Source organism: Mucilaginibacter mali (genome assembly GCF_013283875.1).
Taxonomy (GTDB): Bacteria; Bacteroidota; Bacteroidia; order Sphingobacteriales; family Sphingobacteriaceae; genus Mucilaginibacter; species Mucilaginibacter mali.
On sequence record NZ_CP054139.1, the window covers coordinates 2,238,465 to 2,252,947 of the forward strand.

The 14,483-nt window shown below is 44.7% G+C and carries 13 protein-coding genes; 7 read left to right on the forward strand and 6 right to left on the reverse strand.

Translation table 11 applies throughout. From position 1 onward, the window contains the following. Positions 1 to 42: 42 nt before the first annotated feature. Both HQ865_RS09415 and HQ865_RS09420 read right to left on the reverse strand, forming a co-directional pair. The gene (locus HQ865_RS09415) at positions 43 to 1,290 is read right to left on the reverse strand and encodes a competence/damage-inducible protein A (RefSeq protein WP_173414654.1); all 1,248 of its coding nucleotides are present in this window, start codon (positions 1,288 to 1,290) and stop codon (positions 43 to 45) included. Then, complete coding sequence (locus tag HQ865_RS09420; protein WP_173414655.1) at positions 1,290 to 4,079, reverse strand: putative LPS assembly protein LptD; 2,790 nt, start codon at positions 4,077 to 4,079, stop codon at positions 1,290 to 1,292. The genes HQ865_RS09415 and HQ865_RS09420 overlap by 1 nt, the downstream gene beginning before the upstream one ends. A gap of 53 nt (positions 4,080 to 4,132) precedes the next feature. On the opposite strand from HQ865_RS09420, the gene HQ865_RS09425 reads away from it, so the two are divergent. The 4 genes from HQ865_RS09425 to HQ865_RS09440 all read left to right on the forward strand — a co-directional run bounded on the left by HQ865_RS09425 (position 4,133) and on the right by HQ865_RS09440 (position 7,539). Further along, positions 4,133 to 5,002, forward strand: a complete 870-nt coding sequence (locus HQ865_RS09425) for an N-acetylmuramoyl-L-alanine amidase family protein (protein WP_173414656.1) — start codon at positions 4,133 to 4,135, stop codon at positions 5,000 to 5,002. Positions 5,003 to 5,027: 25 nt separating this feature from the next. After that, positions 5,028 to 5,972, forward strand: coding sequence for an MlaD family protein (locus HQ865_RS09430; protein WP_173414657.1), 945 nt, complete (start codon positions 5,028 to 5,030; stop codon positions 5,970 to 5,972). Between the two features lie 6 nt (positions 5,973 to 5,978). Continuing rightward, the gene (locus HQ865_RS09435; protein WP_173414658.1) at positions 5,979 to 6,557 is read left to right on the forward strand and encodes a Crp/Fnr family transcriptional regulator; all 579 of its coding nucleotides are present in this window, start codon (positions 5,979 to 5,981) and stop codon (positions 6,555 to 6,557) included. A gap of 88 nt (positions 6,558 to 6,645) precedes the next feature. Then, positions 6,646 to 7,539, forward strand: a complete 894-nt coding sequence (locus HQ865_RS09440) for an SDR family oxidoreductase (protein ID WP_173414659.1) — start codon at positions 6,646 to 6,648, stop codon at positions 7,537 to 7,539. Between the two features lie 238 nt (positions 7,540 to 7,777). Here the strand turns inward: HQ865_RS09440 and HQ865_RS09445 are convergent, their stop codons facing one another. The 4 genes from HQ865_RS09445 to HQ865_RS09460 form a co-directional block, all read right to left on the reverse strand. Beyond that, positions 7,778 to 8,689 (reverse strand): ribonuclease Z, encoded by a 912-nt coding sequence (locus HQ865_RS09445; protein ID WP_173414660.1) that lies wholly within the window; start codon positions 8,687 to 8,689, stop codon positions 7,778 to 7,780. Positions 8,690 to 8,710: 21 nt separating this feature from the next. Further along, entirely contained in the window at positions 8,711 to 9,088 is a 378-nt protein-coding gene (locus HQ865_RS09450; RefSeq protein ID WP_173414661.1) for an STAS domain-containing protein, read from the reverse strand. Between the two features lie 55 nt (positions 9,089 to 9,143). After that, positions 9,144 to 10,088, reverse strand: coding sequence for a phosphoribosylaminoimidazolesuccinocarboxamide synthase (locus tag HQ865_RS09455; RefSeq protein WP_173414662.1), 945 nt, complete (start codon positions 10,086 to 10,088; stop codon positions 9,144 to 9,146). Between the two features lie 81 nt (positions 10,089 to 10,169). Further along, complete coding sequence (locus HQ865_RS09460) at positions 10,170 to 11,132, reverse strand: PhoH family protein (protein ID WP_173414663.1); 963 nt, start codon at positions 11,130 to 11,132, stop codon at positions 10,170 to 10,172. A 102-nt stretch (positions 11,133 to 11,234) separates the two neighbouring features. Between HQ865_RS09460 and HQ865_RS09465 the strand changes: the two genes are divergently transcribed. The 3 genes from HQ865_RS09465 to HQ865_RS09475 are packed head-to-tail and all read left to right on the forward strand — an operon-like array spanning position 11,235 to position 14,420. Then, positions 11,235 to 12,011 (forward strand): SAM hydrolase/SAM-dependent halogenase family protein, encoded by a 777-nt coding sequence (locus HQ865_RS09465; RefSeq protein ID WP_173414664.1) that lies wholly within the window; start codon positions 11,235 to 11,237, stop codon positions 12,009 to 12,011. Between the two features lie 12 nt (positions 12,012 to 12,023). Next, the gene (locus HQ865_RS09470; RefSeq protein WP_173414665.1) at positions 12,024 to 12,539 is read left to right on the forward strand and encodes a hypothetical protein; all 516 of its coding nucleotides are present in this window, start codon (positions 12,024 to 12,026) and stop codon (positions 12,537 to 12,539) included. A 36-nt stretch (positions 12,540 to 12,575) separates the two neighbouring features. After that, the gene (locus HQ865_RS09475; protein ID WP_173414666.1) at positions 12,576 to 14,420 is read left to right on the forward strand and encodes an ABC transporter ATP-binding protein; all 1,845 of its coding nucleotides are present in this window, start codon (positions 12,576 to 12,578) and stop codon (positions 14,418 to 14,420) included. Positions 14,421 to 14,483: the final 63 nt, after the last annotated feature.

Sequence of the window (14,483 nt, forward strand, 5' to 3'; positions counted from 1 at the left end):
TAGAATTTAGAATAGATGGGTCAAATTTAACAATTTCAACCCTTAGTTTTCCACTTCTGCAAGTAAAGTATTCAACATTCCTAATGCCGAAATTGCGCTCCTTTCGATGTTTTGGGCCCTTTTGTTACCAAATGTGAATTTCTTTGCGACTGTTTTGTTAACAGAAGCAACTGCTATCCAAACAGTTCCGACAGGCTTCTCTGCGCTGCCCCCGCCCGGGCCGGCAACGCCGGTGACGGCAATGGCATAATCTGATTTAAAATTTAAGATCGCGCCTTCTACCATTTCGCGTACGGTTTCTTCGCTCACGGCACCGTGTTGCCATAAAGTCTCGTTCTTTACGCCCAGTACGCTCTCCTTTAATTCGTACGAATAGCACACCGTTCCGCCAAAAAACACAGCAGACGACCCGGGATGCTGGGTGAATAAATGCGAGATATAGCCACCGGTGCAGCTTTCGGCTACAGACAGCGTTAAACCACGGGCTTCCATCTTATCCAGCAGTATTTTTTCCAGCGGAAGATCATCTTCGGCGGCAACTACATTGGCTACCCGTTCTTTGATCAGCTGCGCGAATTGCGTTATTTCCTGATTTAAGATGGTTTCATCTTCACCATAACCACTCAGGCGCAGGCGCACCTGGCCAAGTTTTGGTAAATAAGCCAACTTAATATGCGCCGGCAAGCTATCTTCAATATCGGCAATACGTTCTGCTAGGAACGATTCGCCCTCTCCTACGGTCAATATGGTTTTGTGTATAATAACGGGGAGTTTAAAGGTAGTCTTCAACTTCGGCAATACCGTTTCCTCCATCATATACATCATCTCGTGCGGTACACCCGGCATCGATACATAAACCCGGCCCTCATGGTTAAACCACATGCCCGGCGCGGTTCCATTGTTATTGATGATCACTTCGCAATTTTCGGGAACCTGGGCTTGCAGGCGGTTTACTTCCAGCAGCGGGCGGTTATATTTTTTAAATATGCGCTCCACATTTTCCAGCGTCTCTTTACTCTCAACAAATCCCGCGTTAAAATATTCGGCCAGTGTTTTTTTAGTGATATCATCCTTAGTTGGGCCAAGGCCGCCGGTTATCAGGATGATCTGCGCACGGTTATGTGCCTCGGCAAGAGCAGTTAATATATGTTCACGATCGTCGGATACAGATGATATTTGCTTTACACGTACGCCTATTTTATTCAGTTCGCGGGCAATCCAGGCCGAGTTGGTATCAACTATCTGCCCTATCAGTATCTCGTCGCCGATGGTTATAATTTCAGCAAGCATTATAAATTGTTATAATAATCTTTTCGTTTACTCAGTTTCAGATCCTGTAAAATAGATGCCTTTACTTTCAGATCGACACTGTATGATTTATAGAATCCAAAAGGTATCCAGTGCATAGACAGATCCCAGCAGTGTAGATCGCGGTAAATACTAAAAGAGGTTGCGTCACTAAATTTTTGCATTTTCAAATCGTAGTTGGTAGAAAACTGTACTTTCCACTTAGGGGTAATGCTAAGGTCGCCGCTAATTTGCATGGTATTCGAAATTACCGAGTGCAGCCTGTCGTTATTATAGTTAAAACTATAATTTAAGGATAAGTTCCACGGCACGTTAAAATCCACATAAGCATTCGGGTCGGTATTTAATAAAGCCAGTTTATTAGCCTGCTCCGCCGTCATGTTTTGTATGGTATTAGGTGGTTGCCTGTTGTTTGGTAAATTGGCTTGCTGTGGTTTAAACGCCGATGGGTTTAAACTGGCGCCCATTGATACGTTGAAAGAGTTTAAGAATGGCAAGTTACCATTTTGGAAGGTATACTTATTTAATCGTTGGGTATAACGTACTACCTGGTTATTGGTAATAGAGTCGCGCACGTTTACTACATAGGGGTCAAACACGCCACCAAAACTAATAGATACCTTTTGATTAAGAATGGCCGTGTGCCCGCTAAAGTTGATAGGTGATAATTTGAACGAGTCGGCCGCGAAATTATAGAAGGTACTAAACGATAAACCCTGTAATATAGGCACAATGCGGTCTTTGCCCGATGTATCGGTACTTTTAGCCCGCACCTTGGCCTCGATGGTATTATCAACAGAAAAACTTAAACCAGCGGATCGCCCACCACTTGGCCCACCGTAAATAGACTGATCGAAGATAGAATAACGTTGCACCGACGCCGGATATGGCACCGTAGCATTAGCTACTGCCACCTGGTTAAACCCGTATGACAAACTGGTATAATCAGGTCGGTAGTTAAAAGCAATAGATGGCGTGATCACATCCCTGATTTGCTTAACCTTGCTGTTTTTAAAAGTAAGGTAGGAATAAACCTTGGTAGATGTTCCCGCGCTAAGGCTATACTCGCCTACACGCTTGAAGCCGGGGACCGTATCTACGATCATCGAATCTAAGCCGGTTAAACTACCACGCGCATAGTGCTTACGTGTAGTTTGGAAATACCACCTGTCATTATAATTCAGGCTTGTATTAAACTGAAAGTATTTAAGCACGTTTAGGTTTAAGCCCACCGGTATTTGGTGCTGTAACCCATTTTGAAGGCGTTTTTGGAACGTGCTGCTTTTAAATAACTCATTTTCCGGTATTGCATTTAGTTTGTTTGTTCCGGTAAGACTGTAACCTATGGTTAGTTTCTGATACCATTTTTGCTCACCCACACGATCTTTCTTATCAAACGGACTAATGGTAGACATGTTGAAGCTAAAGCTTGGTAACTCCAGCGTAACTATCTTTTTGCTCAGATCCTGGCTATGAGATAGGTTGGCCGTAAAGTTAAAAGGTGTCCCCTCCCATGTTTTGCCGTATGCTATACTGGAGTGCAAGTTATTTTGAGTTAACTGCTGCAGGCTGTAGTTGGTAGTGGCCGGGTTGTTTTGATAATAGCTTGATGTACCGGCGTTAACCGACGCGCTGAAGGTGGTACCCGGATGAGCGTTAGGGCTGGTGCTATGCGACCATTGTACATTAAAATCTTTTTGCGCCGGGTCGCCTTCTAAACCGTAATTGTGCGAACCATAGGCCAACGTTAACGAACCCTGGTATTTATATAGTTTAGTGTAACGCACGTTACTGTTCAGTTCGTACGATCCTTTGGCGTAAAGAGTTCCCTGGGTAGTAACATCCACATAATCATTTATACCGAAATAATATCCGAAATTACGAAGGTAAAAGCCCAGTTTCTGATCCTCACCAAAGGTTGGTAGTATAAAACCGGATGCACGGGAATCAGGCTTTGGGAAAAAGCCGAACGGCAGGCCAATAGGCAGCGGTACGCCCTCAATCTCAAGGTAAAACAGGGATGATATGATGCGGTTCTTTTCGGCAATACCTTTAGTAATTACGATACCGAAGTGTGTATACGGGTAAGGCAGATCGCAGGTGCTTAACAGCGAATTTTCGTAGGCAACCTCGTCATTTTTTAATTTTTTGATCTTTCCACCCGATATATAGTTGCCATCCTGCTCGGTAGAACCGTTCCATACCTTGCCGCGTTTGGTCTCATAATCAACCAATAAGGAGTCGGAAGTTACCGGCTTTTCCTGTTTATCCATTTTAGATATAGGGCGGCCGGTGTAACGATGCGTTTTAGGATTTATTAAACCGCTCGCAAATATCAGGTGTTTCGTTTCGTCGATCCTGATGTAATCGGCATCAAGTTCCATATCGCCGTAGGTAACCCTTGCCCCGCCGTACAGGTAGCGCATTTTATGTTCCTCGTCAAAAAAGGTCGAATCGTTTGCCGTGGTGTTAACCTTTTCAGTAAGCTCGTCGCTATCACGGGCTGCCGGTGGCGTGGCTCCGGCCACGGGTCTCTTTTTGGTGGTGTCCTGTGCTTTGCCGCCGCGTGTTGGTTTCTTTTTGGTGGTATCCTGTGCCTGGCTGCCGGGTTTAGGCTTCAAACGTAATAATTTCCTGTCCCGAACCGAATCCAGCTTAATTATCGTATCTTTAGCTAAAGCATAACGATTTAGTGCGCTTTTGTTCGCAGCAGCAATCTCATTCCAAACCAGTATAACTGCCAGCAGAAAAAAAAGTCGTATAAATTTCAAAATCGATTATGAATACTAATTTTGCAAGATATGGTTAACAGCGCCCAAAAATAATGAAAAATAAAGCATTGGAAAGATTGATTTGTGGTTTATCGTTGTCATTAGTTTCGCTTACGCTTTTCTCTTTTACTAATCCCCGCGATACCGTCGTTGCTCCGGCTTTTAAATTAAAAACCGTTGTTGTTGATGCCGGACACGGCCGTATGACCAACGGAAACTGGCGCGGCGCATCAGGCGATTATTCGCAGGAAAGTAAAGTAACGCTTGCGGTGGCCCTTAAATTGCAGGCCGCTATACAAAAAGAATTACCCAGCATTAACGTTGTAATGACCCGCACAACAGATGCCGACGTTTTATGGCAAAAACGTGCCGATATAGCCAACCAAAATAAAGGCCAGCTATTTATTTCGTTACATTGTAATTCACTGCCTGACAGGGTCATCCGCGGAAAGAAAGGTAAAAAGATACACGTTCCGGACAGGTCGGGTAAAGGCGTTTTACTGCTTGTTTATATCTATCGCCGTGTGGGCGAACAGGAAGCGGCCATACGTGAGAACGAATTTGAGGATAAGAATTATAAAGATGATGCCGAGATGAACCCAACAGATCCGGCATCAATTATACTTTTAAACGCGTTTAAAGATAAATATCGAAAACAAAGTTTGCGTTTTGCGAATTTAGTGAATGACGAGTTTGTAAATACCGATGGCCGCAGAAGCGAAGGTGTGCGCGAGCAAAGCGTACTGGTATTAGCCCGCAGCGGTATGCCATCCGTACTGGTAGAGATGGGCTATATTAATAACCCCGATGATGAGAAGTACATGAACTCGGAAGATGGGCAGAACGAAATTGTAGCGACACTCATCAGGGCGATAAAAAGTTACAAAAGGGAAGTTGAACAAACAGACCCTACCGGAAATTGATAAGTAATTATAACATACATCTATTTTGAAAATATCTAACGAAACCAAGATCGGCGCATTAACGGCCATTAGTATCGCCATACTGATCATCGGCTACAATTACTTACGCGGTAATGACGTTTTCTCAAGGTCGAACAAGTACTATGCTGTTTATAAAAGCGTGGAGGGTCTGGCCGTATCAAAACCTGTATTGGTAAATGGCTTCCAGATTGGCCGTGTATCGCACATGGAATTGCAACCTGATGGCCGTACCATAGTGGAGTTTAAAATTGAGCCAAACTATAATATCCCTAATAACACCCTTGCCAAACTGGAAAGTACCGATTTGTTAGGCGGCAAAGCCATTGTTTTTGAACTGGGTAATAGTAAGGAATATGCCGAAAATAAAGATACCCTGCGTGCTGATATACAGGGCAGCCTGGCCGAAAGCCTGCAACCTATCCAGCGCAAAGCAGAAATATTGATAGGCAAGGTAGATTCGTCGTTAGCGGCGATCAACAAAATACTGAACCCCGAGTTTCAACGCAATGTTGACCGTAGTTTTGCCAGTATAGCCAATTCGCTCCAAACACTGGAGGGGACAACCAAAAAGATAGATAACCTGGTAGCCGCGCAAACCAATCATATTAATAATATACTGGCTAACGCCGAAACAGCTTCGGGCGGGTTGAAGACCACCGTTAACAACATGAACGAAGTTACCGGCAACTTTAAAAAAGTGAGTAACGACCTGGCTAACTCCAATATCAAACAGACCTTAGAAAACGCCAACAAAGCTGTGGCCGATCTGCAGGCAGTAATGGCAAAAGTGAATAGTAAAGATGGTTCACTTGGCTTATTGCTGAATGATAAGCAGATGTACCAGAACCTCAATAACGCCTCAAAAAGCCTTGATGACCTGCTTATAGATCTGAAAGCGCATCCGAAACGTTATGTAAGTTTCTCGGTATTTGGTGGCAAGAAAGACTAATTGCTCATGTTTTCCGCATTTGAAGATTATATCAACAGCCAGATCCGGGTATCTTCTTCCGAACTTGAACTGATATGTGGCAAAGCTATTAAGCAACGTATACGCCGTAAGCATTTCCTGCTGCAAGCCGGCGAGGTATGCCGCCATAAGGTATTTGTTTTGAGTGGCATGCTCCGCATGTATAGCATTAAAGCAGATGGTAGTGAGCATATTATGCAATTCTCGCCCGAGAATAACTGGTGTACCGATCCTGAAAGTTTAAACGATGGTATTCCTTCGAAATACAATATAGATGCGCTGGAGGATAGCGAGGTATTGCTTTGGACGAAAAGCGATTTTAGTTTATTGTGGGAAGAAATCCCCCAGCTTAGGGCGCTTACCGAAAAACTGATCACTAATAACCTGCATGCAAGCCGCCAGCGCATCCTTACAGCTATCAGCGCTACGGCCGAAGAAAAGTACGACGATTTCATACAAACCCAGGCTGATGTTTTTGCCCGGGTACCTTTACACATGGTAGCCTCCTATCTCGGCGTTAGCCGCGAAACCCTCAGTCGCATCCGCCACGCTCAGGTTAAGGGGTAAATAAAAACGGTGACAAATGTCCTCGTTTTTGCTTGCCCGCATTCATCACCTTTGTTAAACATTTATTTATATAAAATTTAACAAGAACATGCGTGTATTTGTAACAGGTGCATCAGGCTTTATAGGTTCGGCCGTAGTGCAGGAATTAATTAACTCGGGGCATACCGTATTGGGCCTTGCCCGTTCGGAAGGGTCAGCAAAATCTATTAAGGAAGCCGGCGCGGATGTGCATTATGGCGACCTGCAGGATTTAGATAGCTTGCGCAGCGGCGCCGCCCAGTGCGATGGCGTGATCCACTTAGGCTTCATTCACGATTTCTCGAAGTTTGCCGAAAATTGCGAGACAGACCGCAAGGCCATTGCAGCGATGGGTGCTACGCTTGCTGGCAGTTACAGGCCCATCATCATCACATCCGGAAGTGCCTTACTGGCCGGCACGCCACTGGCCACAGAGGATATGAAGCCGGCATTCGACTCAAAATCATTCCCCCGTGTAGCATCAGAAGAAGCCGCTGCCGAACTGGTAAAACAAGGCATACGTGCATCGGTAGTGCGCTTGCCGCCGTCGGTACATGGCAATGGCGACCACGGCTTTGTACCAATGCTGATCACCCTTGCCCGCGAAAAAGGCGCGACTGCCTATATAGGCGATGGCGCTAACCGCTGGCCGGCAGTACATCGCTTTGATGCCGCCCGTTTATTCAGGCTGGCGCTGGAAAAAGCGGCTATCGGCGTAAATTATCATGCTATAGATGATGACGGTATCCCGATGAGCGAGATTGCCGGTGTAATTGGTTGTAAACTTAGTTTACCGGTAGTATCAAAAACAAAAGAGGAAGCTGGCGAACATTTTAGCTGGATGGCGCATTTTGCCGCTTTAGATAACCCGGCATCAAGCGCGGTAACACGTGAGCAATTGGATTGGGAACCTAAGCAAAAAGGCTTGTTAGAAGATTTGGAAAACGGGACTTATTTTAATTAAGCAATGAGTGAGACTTCCGAAGTTTTTTTAAACTTCGGAAGTCTTTTATGTCGTGAAATGATTGCGCCACCTCTAAATTCAGAAAAATTTGCAGCATGGAAAGTTGTTAGTTATGCTGAACATTGAACACGGTGCATAAAATATTGATTTTAAGCAAGTTAAGTGTTCAAATTATGTTCAAAAAGCGTTCAAAAGCGTTCAATCTGATTCTTAATATTTTTAACAAAAATATTAAGAATCAGATTGAAAACGTCTTCCCCTCAATAGCCAATTCCGTTTCCGGGAAAACACTGCGGCTTTCGTCAAGTAACTCATTAAGGGTTTTATACCGGGCCGAGAAATGACCGATCATTAGCTTCTCCGCCTTGGTTTTCAGCGCAACCTCTCCGGCTTGCAGAGCGGTGGTATGGTGGGTTTCTAAAGCCCTATCGCGCATATTATCTAAAAAGGTGGCTTCATGGTATAACAGATCGGCGTTAGCTATGGTCTCGAAATAACTCTCGTTATATAGCGTATCAGAGCAATAAGCATAAGCCCGCGGTCTGTCCGAATCGATGGTTAACTCATCGTTTTTATATAATTCACCTTTACTATCGGTATAGTCCTCCCCTTTTTTAAGCTTCGAATAAAACTCGATGGGGATGTTCATCCGCTCTATCTTATCCTTTATCAGCTTGCGCAAGCGTTTCTTCTCCCTGAATAAAAAGCCGGTGCAGGGTATGCGATGATCAAGCGGGAAGCTGGTGATGGTTACGTCCTGGTTCTCTACCAGTTTAACCACTTTGCTGGCATCAGTAAAAGTATATTCGATAGGGAAATGGATAACCGTTTCCGAATATTTAAACTGCAGATCGATAATATCCTTTAGCGGGGCCGGGCAAAAAATATGCAATGGCTTAGTGCGTCCGTTAAGATGAAGTGAAGATAAGAGGCCAACCAGTCCCAGGTAATGGTCGCCATGTAAGTGGCTGATGAAGATATAATCTATGCGGCTTGCTTTAACATCAAAGCGGAGCATTTGTTGTTGAGTGCCCTCGCCGCAATCTATTAAGTACAGGCGCTCGTTGATATTGAGCGCCTGTGCTGTAGGGTTCCTGTTAAAAATGGGTGTTGCTGAACTGCTTCCAAGTACGGTAACTTCGAATTTCATGAACGTTTAACAAGCCGAAGCTTATTTTGCTTCTTTTTTTAATTCTTTTTCTATCTCCTCCATAAAAATCAGGTCGATAGCTTCGTCAACACTTGGGACAATGGTTAATACTGTATCCAGTTGCGAGATGGTGATCAGGCGTGAAACCGCGTCGTTAAGGCCGACCATAATGAACGAGCCTTCGGCATTTTTACACAAACGATGACCAACCAGCAGGCTGCTCAGACCAGACGAATCGGCAAATTTTACCTGCGACAGGTCTAACACGATGTTGCGCTGCCCCTCGGCATTGATCAGTATCAGTTCAGATTTTAATTGCGGCGTAATTAACGAATTGATCTTCGATTCATTCAACTTCACCAGCACATATTTTTCGTGTTTATCAACAGCAAATTTCATGTTGTTATTCGTAATAATTTAAAAAGCTAAGATATAATTAATTTCATTACAAAACCTATAGCTTTTGCAATGCGGCGTTAACTGCGGCCTCTACCCTGTTCAAAACATTTCCCTGTTCGGGCTTAACAAATTGCTCGCCGGTTATTTGTTCAAACAGTTCAATATAGCGCTCCGAAATTGAATTTACAATCTCCGGTGTCATTTCAGGCACTACCTGTCCATCCTTACCCTGGAAGTCGTTTTCAATCAGCCATTTGCGTACAAACTCTTTTGATAACTGCTTTTGCGGCACGCCTTTTTGCTGGCGCTCTTCGTAACCCTCGCTATAAAAATAGCGCGATGAATCTGGCGTGTGGATCTCGTCTATCAGGTAGATGGTGCCATTGGCTTTACCAAACTCGTATTTGGTATCAACCAGTATCAGGCCACGCTTAGCGGCAATTTCGGTACCACGGGTAAATATGGCACGGGTGTAAGCTTCCAATTGGATATAATCTTCTTCCGATACGATACCACGGGCCAGGATATCTTCGCGTGAGATATCCTCATCATGCCCTACCGATGCCTTGGTGGTTGGGGTGATGATCGGCTCAGGCAATTTATCATTCTCCTTTAAACCATCAGGTAGCGCTACGCCGCAAACCTGGCGTTTACCGGCACTATATTCGCGCCAGGCATGGCCGGCTAAATAGCCACGTATCACCATCTCTACTTTAAACGGATCGCAAATGCGGCCAATGGTTACGCTTGGGTCGGGTACGGTTACTACCCAGTTTGGTACAATATCTTCGGTAGTTTTTAAAAATGTAGCAGCTATCTGGTTTAGTACCTGTCCTTTGTATGGAATTGCCTCGGGCAGCACCACGTCGAATGCCGAGATGCGGTCGGATACCACCATCACCAGGTATTTATCCTGTACAGTATAAACATCCCGTACCTTACCTTTATAAAAACCGGTTTGCCCGGGGAAATTAAAATGTGTTTCTTTTATCGCGTTCATTATTAGTAATTAGAGATTAGTTAACCAGTGAATAGTTGATTTGAAACCTAATCTCTAATCAACTATTCACTAATTAACTAACTATTGTATATCCCCGTAGGCCTCCAAAATGCGCCTTACCAGTTTGTGGCGTACCACGTCTTCGCCGGTCAGGTAGATCAGGTCGATGCCTTTGATATCGTTCAGGATCCGTAAAGCTGTAAACAAGCCCGACTGTTGCTTTTTAGGTAAGTCTATCTGGGTAACGTCGCCCGTAACAATAAACTTAGCCGATGGCCCCATACGCGTCAGGAACATCTTCAGCTGCATATCGGTGGCGTTCTGGGCTTCGTCCAATATCACAAAGCAGTTATCCAGTGTACGGCCGCGCATAAAGGCCAGCGGGGCTATCTCTATAGTTCGGTTCTCTAAATAAAGCTTCAGTTTTTCGGCAGGGATCATATCGTCCAGCGCATCGTATAGCGGGCGCAGGTACGGGTCTATCTTTTCCTTTAGGTCGCCCGGTAAAAAGCCAAGGTTCTCCCCTGCTTCAACCGCCGGGCGGGTAAGGATGATGCGTTTGATTTCTTTATTCTTTAACGCGCGTACGGCCAGCGCTACCGCTGTATAAGTTTTACCGGTACCTGCGGGGCCAATAGCAAACAGGATATCGTTTTTGGCGATGCTATCTACCATACGGCGCTGGTTGGCCGTGCGGGCCTTCACCATAATGCCGTTAGGGCCAAATACAATTACTTCGCCTGTGGTAGATTTATCAGAGCCGCCCTCGGTATTTGCAGGCGCCGTCGATTGTTTGGCGCCGAAGACACGTTCTACATCGTTGCTGTTCAGCGATTCAAACTTATCTACATGGTCTACCAGTTGTTTAAACTTATCGTTAAATGAATTTAACTCCTGTTCATCACCCAACACTTTTACATCGCTGCCACGGGCTACAATTTTTAATTTGGGGTATTGCTTCTTAATAATCTCGAAATGATCGTTGTTAGGCCCCCACAATACCGCCGGATCGATGTGTTCAATTGATATTTTTAGTTCGTTCAAACTGAATTGATTTTATAGTTACAGATTTTTTTCTGATTAAAAAATTGAATATTTGTAGCGCTTAATGCTTGTACAAGATTAGCAATAAATATTTTTATATTAATGGGAATAATTACATTAACTACTGACCTTGGCGATAAAGATATCTACCAGGCTGCTTTAAAAGGAAGCATCCTGAAAGTACAGCCAACAGTTAATATAGTTGATATTACCCATAACGTACAGGCCTTTAATATACAACAAGCCGCCTTTATTTTAAAAAATAGTTATTACTATTTCCCCGAAAAGACAGTGCACCTGATCGGTATAGATACCGTTTACAATAAAGATGTTAAGTACCTGGCGGTAAGGTACCGTAACCACTATTTTGTTGGGGCCGATAACGGCATTTTTTGCCTGATGTTTGGCAAGGATCCTGACGAGATGGTAGAGATCAGCATTATGCAGGACCTGAAGTTTCTGCACTTCCCGCTTACCGATATTTTTGTGAAGGCCGCCTGTCATTTAGCGCAGGGCGGTAAGCTTACCGAAATTGGCGAACCTGTGGATAGCGTTGAAAAGAAGATGAACCTACAACCGGTTATTGAGAAAAACCTGATAAAAGGCGTAGTGATCTATATCGATTCGTTCCAGAACGTGATCACCAATATCACCAAGGAACTGTTTATGAAGATACAGCAGGGCCGCCGCTTTATCCTGTATTTTAAGCGTAACGAGGTGATTACCCAGTTAAGCTGGTACTACAACGAGGTTGATGAGGGCGAGAAGCTTTGTCTGTTCGGCATTAGCGATCATTTGGAAATTGCCATAAACAAAGGCAACGCCAGCGGGTTATTAGGGTTGAATTTGGGTGATAGCGTTATCATCGATTTTCAGTAACCCTTAGCCGATATGAAAAAGATCCTTATTTGCCTGCTGCTTTTAGCGGCCGGCGCTTCGTTCGCCCAAACCCGATCCGATTCTTTAGCCTATAATTTACAGCGCAAGAAAATAAACGGCATGCTCGACGCCCGCCGGCAAAAGTTTGGCCAGTACCAGGAAAGCCTGAGCCAGCATACCGGCATTTTTGGGCTGCAAACTAAAAAGGATATTCGCCATAGTAACGAGATATTGATGGATATAGTGCAAACCGACGATGAGATCTTTCGCCAGCTGAAGATCTTGCTCGATTACCGTGCCTTTGCTCAAACCCAGGTGCAAACCCGTGTACAGGATGCCGAGGGAACTAATCTTAACTACATGAATACGATAAACAGGTTACGCAATTCGCTCGACCAGGCAAAGAAGGATGCCGAAAATGCGAAGGCGCACCAGGATAACATCATCAAAATGATGTTTGGCATCCTCGTACTCATGTTTTTGTCAATTTTATTTTTGATTAGCCGAAAACGCCCTATTAAAGTTTAGCTTTGCGGGTTGATTTTTGACACTTAAATATTAAAAATGGCCCGGGGACGATTGAATAGTGGCAGTAAGCAGGGAGTAGAACTGCCGAAAGCAAAATTGAATAAACAAACGATACAGCACATGGTAAAGCTGCTATCGTACCTGAAACCTTACCGCGGTAAATTTATAGCTGCGCTTTTTTTCCTGTTTATCTCCAGTTTAACGGGCCTGACATTTCCAAAATTTTTAGGTTCGCTGATAGATGCTTCGCATGGTAAGCACGATTATTCGTTTTTGCCGGCTACTATTAACGGTATTGGTCTGCTGGCTTTCGGGATGCTGTTCGCACAGGCTTTTGTGTCATTTTTTAGGGTAGTATGGTTTGTACAGGTGGCCGAGCGGTCGCTGGCCGATATTCGCCGTGATACCTATTTTAAGCTGATCACCTTGCCAATGAACTTCTTCTCGAACCGTAGGGTTGGTGAACTGAACAGCCGTATCTCGGCCGACCTTTCGCAGATCCAGGATGCCATTACCACTACACTGGCCGAGATGATCCGCCAGATCATCGTGCTGACCGGGGGCATCACTTTCCTGGTGATCGTATCGCCAAAACTGACTTTATTATTGCTGTGCATGCTGCCTTTCCTCATCGCGTTCGCGGTGGTGTTTGGGCGGTTTATTCGTAAGATATCGCGCCAGGCACAAGATAAACTGGCTGAATCGAACACTGTTGTTGAAGAGACTTTACAGGGCATTGCCAATGTAAAAGCCTTTGTAAACGAAGCCTATGAGGCCGGCCGTTATAATAAATCATTGCGCGAAGTGGTAGCCATCGCCGTGCGTGGTGCGAAGTTCCGTGGCGTGTTTGCTTCGTTTATCGTGTTCTGTATTTTCGGTTCGATAGTCGGGATTATCTGGTTCGGATCGGTACTGGTAAGCCGCGGAGAATTATCAAGCGGGCAACTGACCGAGTTTGTGATATACGGTATCTTTGTGGCCGCATCAATGGGTAGCTTCCCGGAGTTGTATGCCAATATCCAAAAAGCGGTGGGCGCCAGCGAGCGTGTGCTTGAAATATTGGCTGAGGAAGGCGAGCCTATTGAAATGGTTGAACATAACAATACAGTAGTTGAACATATTGAAGGTAACCTAAGCTTTAATAACGTAGTATTCGCCTATCCTTCACGCCCCGAGATTACAGTGTTAAACAGCATATCATTCGAAGCCAAAGCTGGTCAAAAAGTGGCCATTGTGGGGCCAAGCGGTTCGGGTAAATCTACCATGGCATCGTTGATCCTGCAATTCTATCATCCGCAGGAAGGTAAAATATTGTTTGATGGCCGCAATGCTGATAGCTATTCGCTTACCGATATCCGTAACCAGGTAGCCATCGTTCCGCAGGATGTATTGCTGTTTGGCGGTACCATTATGGAAAACATCGCCTATGGTAAACTAAGCGCTACTAAAGAGGAAATAATCAAAGCTGCCCAGCGCGCCAATGCCGATCAGTTTATTACGGGCTTCCCTGAGGGCTATGAAACCGTTGTAGGTGAGCGCGGCGTGAAACTTTCAGGCGGCCAAAGGCAGCGCATCGCCATAGCACGTGCCTTGTTAAAAAATCCATCGATACTGATACTGGACGAAGCCACCTCATCGCTCGACTCTGAATCGGAGCGCCTGGTACAGGAAGCGCTGGAAGAATTGATGAAAGGTCGTACATCTATTATCATCGCACATCGTTTATCAACCATCCGCGAAGCCGACCAAATTGTGGTTATCGAAAAAGGCGCAATTAAAGAAACCGGCAGTCACGAAGAACTGATGAACAATAAGGAGGGCCTGTACCGATACCTGAGCCAGTTACAATTTGAGAGTAAAGAGACGATAGAAGAAAAGTAAGTAAGGAATAGTTCATGGTTCATTGACCATGGTTCATAGTTTGAAAATGTATATATTCAGCAA

What these genes read in the sequence shown, in the direction of transcription:
- HQ865_RS09435 (WP_173414658.1), top strand. Translation starts at nt 5,979, where the DNA reads ATGTTTTCCGCATTTGAAGATTATATCAACAGCCAGATCCGGGTATCT.
- HQ865_RS09445 (WP_173414660.1), bottom strand. Translation starts at nt 8,689, where the DNA reads ATGAAATTCGAAGTTACCGTACTTGGAAGCAGTTCAGCAACACCCATT.
- HQ865_RS09455 (WP_173414662.1), bottom strand. Translation starts at nt 10,088, where the DNA reads ATGAACGCGATAAAAGAAACACATTTTAATTTCCCCGGGCAAACCGGT.
- HQ865_RS09465 (WP_173414664.1), top strand. Translation starts at nt 11,235, where the DNA reads ATGGGAATAATTACATTAACTACTGACCTTGGCGATAAAGATATCTAC.
- HQ865_RS09450 (WP_173414661.1), bottom strand. Translation starts at nt 9,088, where the DNA reads ATGAAATTTGCTGTTGATAAACACGAAAAATATGTGCTGGTGAAGTTG.
- HQ865_RS09475 (WP_173414666.1), top strand. Translation starts at nt 12,576, where the DNA reads ATGGCCCGGGGACGATTGAATAGTGGCAGTAAGCAGGGAGTAGAACTG.
- HQ865_RS09425 (WP_173414656.1), top strand. Translation starts at nt 4,133, where the DNA reads ATGAAAAATAAAGCATTGGAAAGATTGATTTGTGGTTTATCGTTGTCA.
- HQ865_RS09415 (WP_173414654.1), bottom strand. Translation starts at nt 1,290, where the DNA reads ATGCTTGCTGAAATTATAACCATCGGCGACGAGATACTGATAGGGCAG.
- HQ865_RS09440 (WP_173414659.1), top strand. Translation starts at nt 6,646, where the DNA reads ATGCGTGTATTTGTAACAGGTGCATCAGGCTTTATAGGTTCGGCCGTA.
- HQ865_RS09470 (WP_173414665.1), top strand. Translation starts at nt 12,024, where the DNA reads ATGAAAAAGATCCTTATTTGCCTGCTGCTTTTAGCGGCCGGCGCTTCG.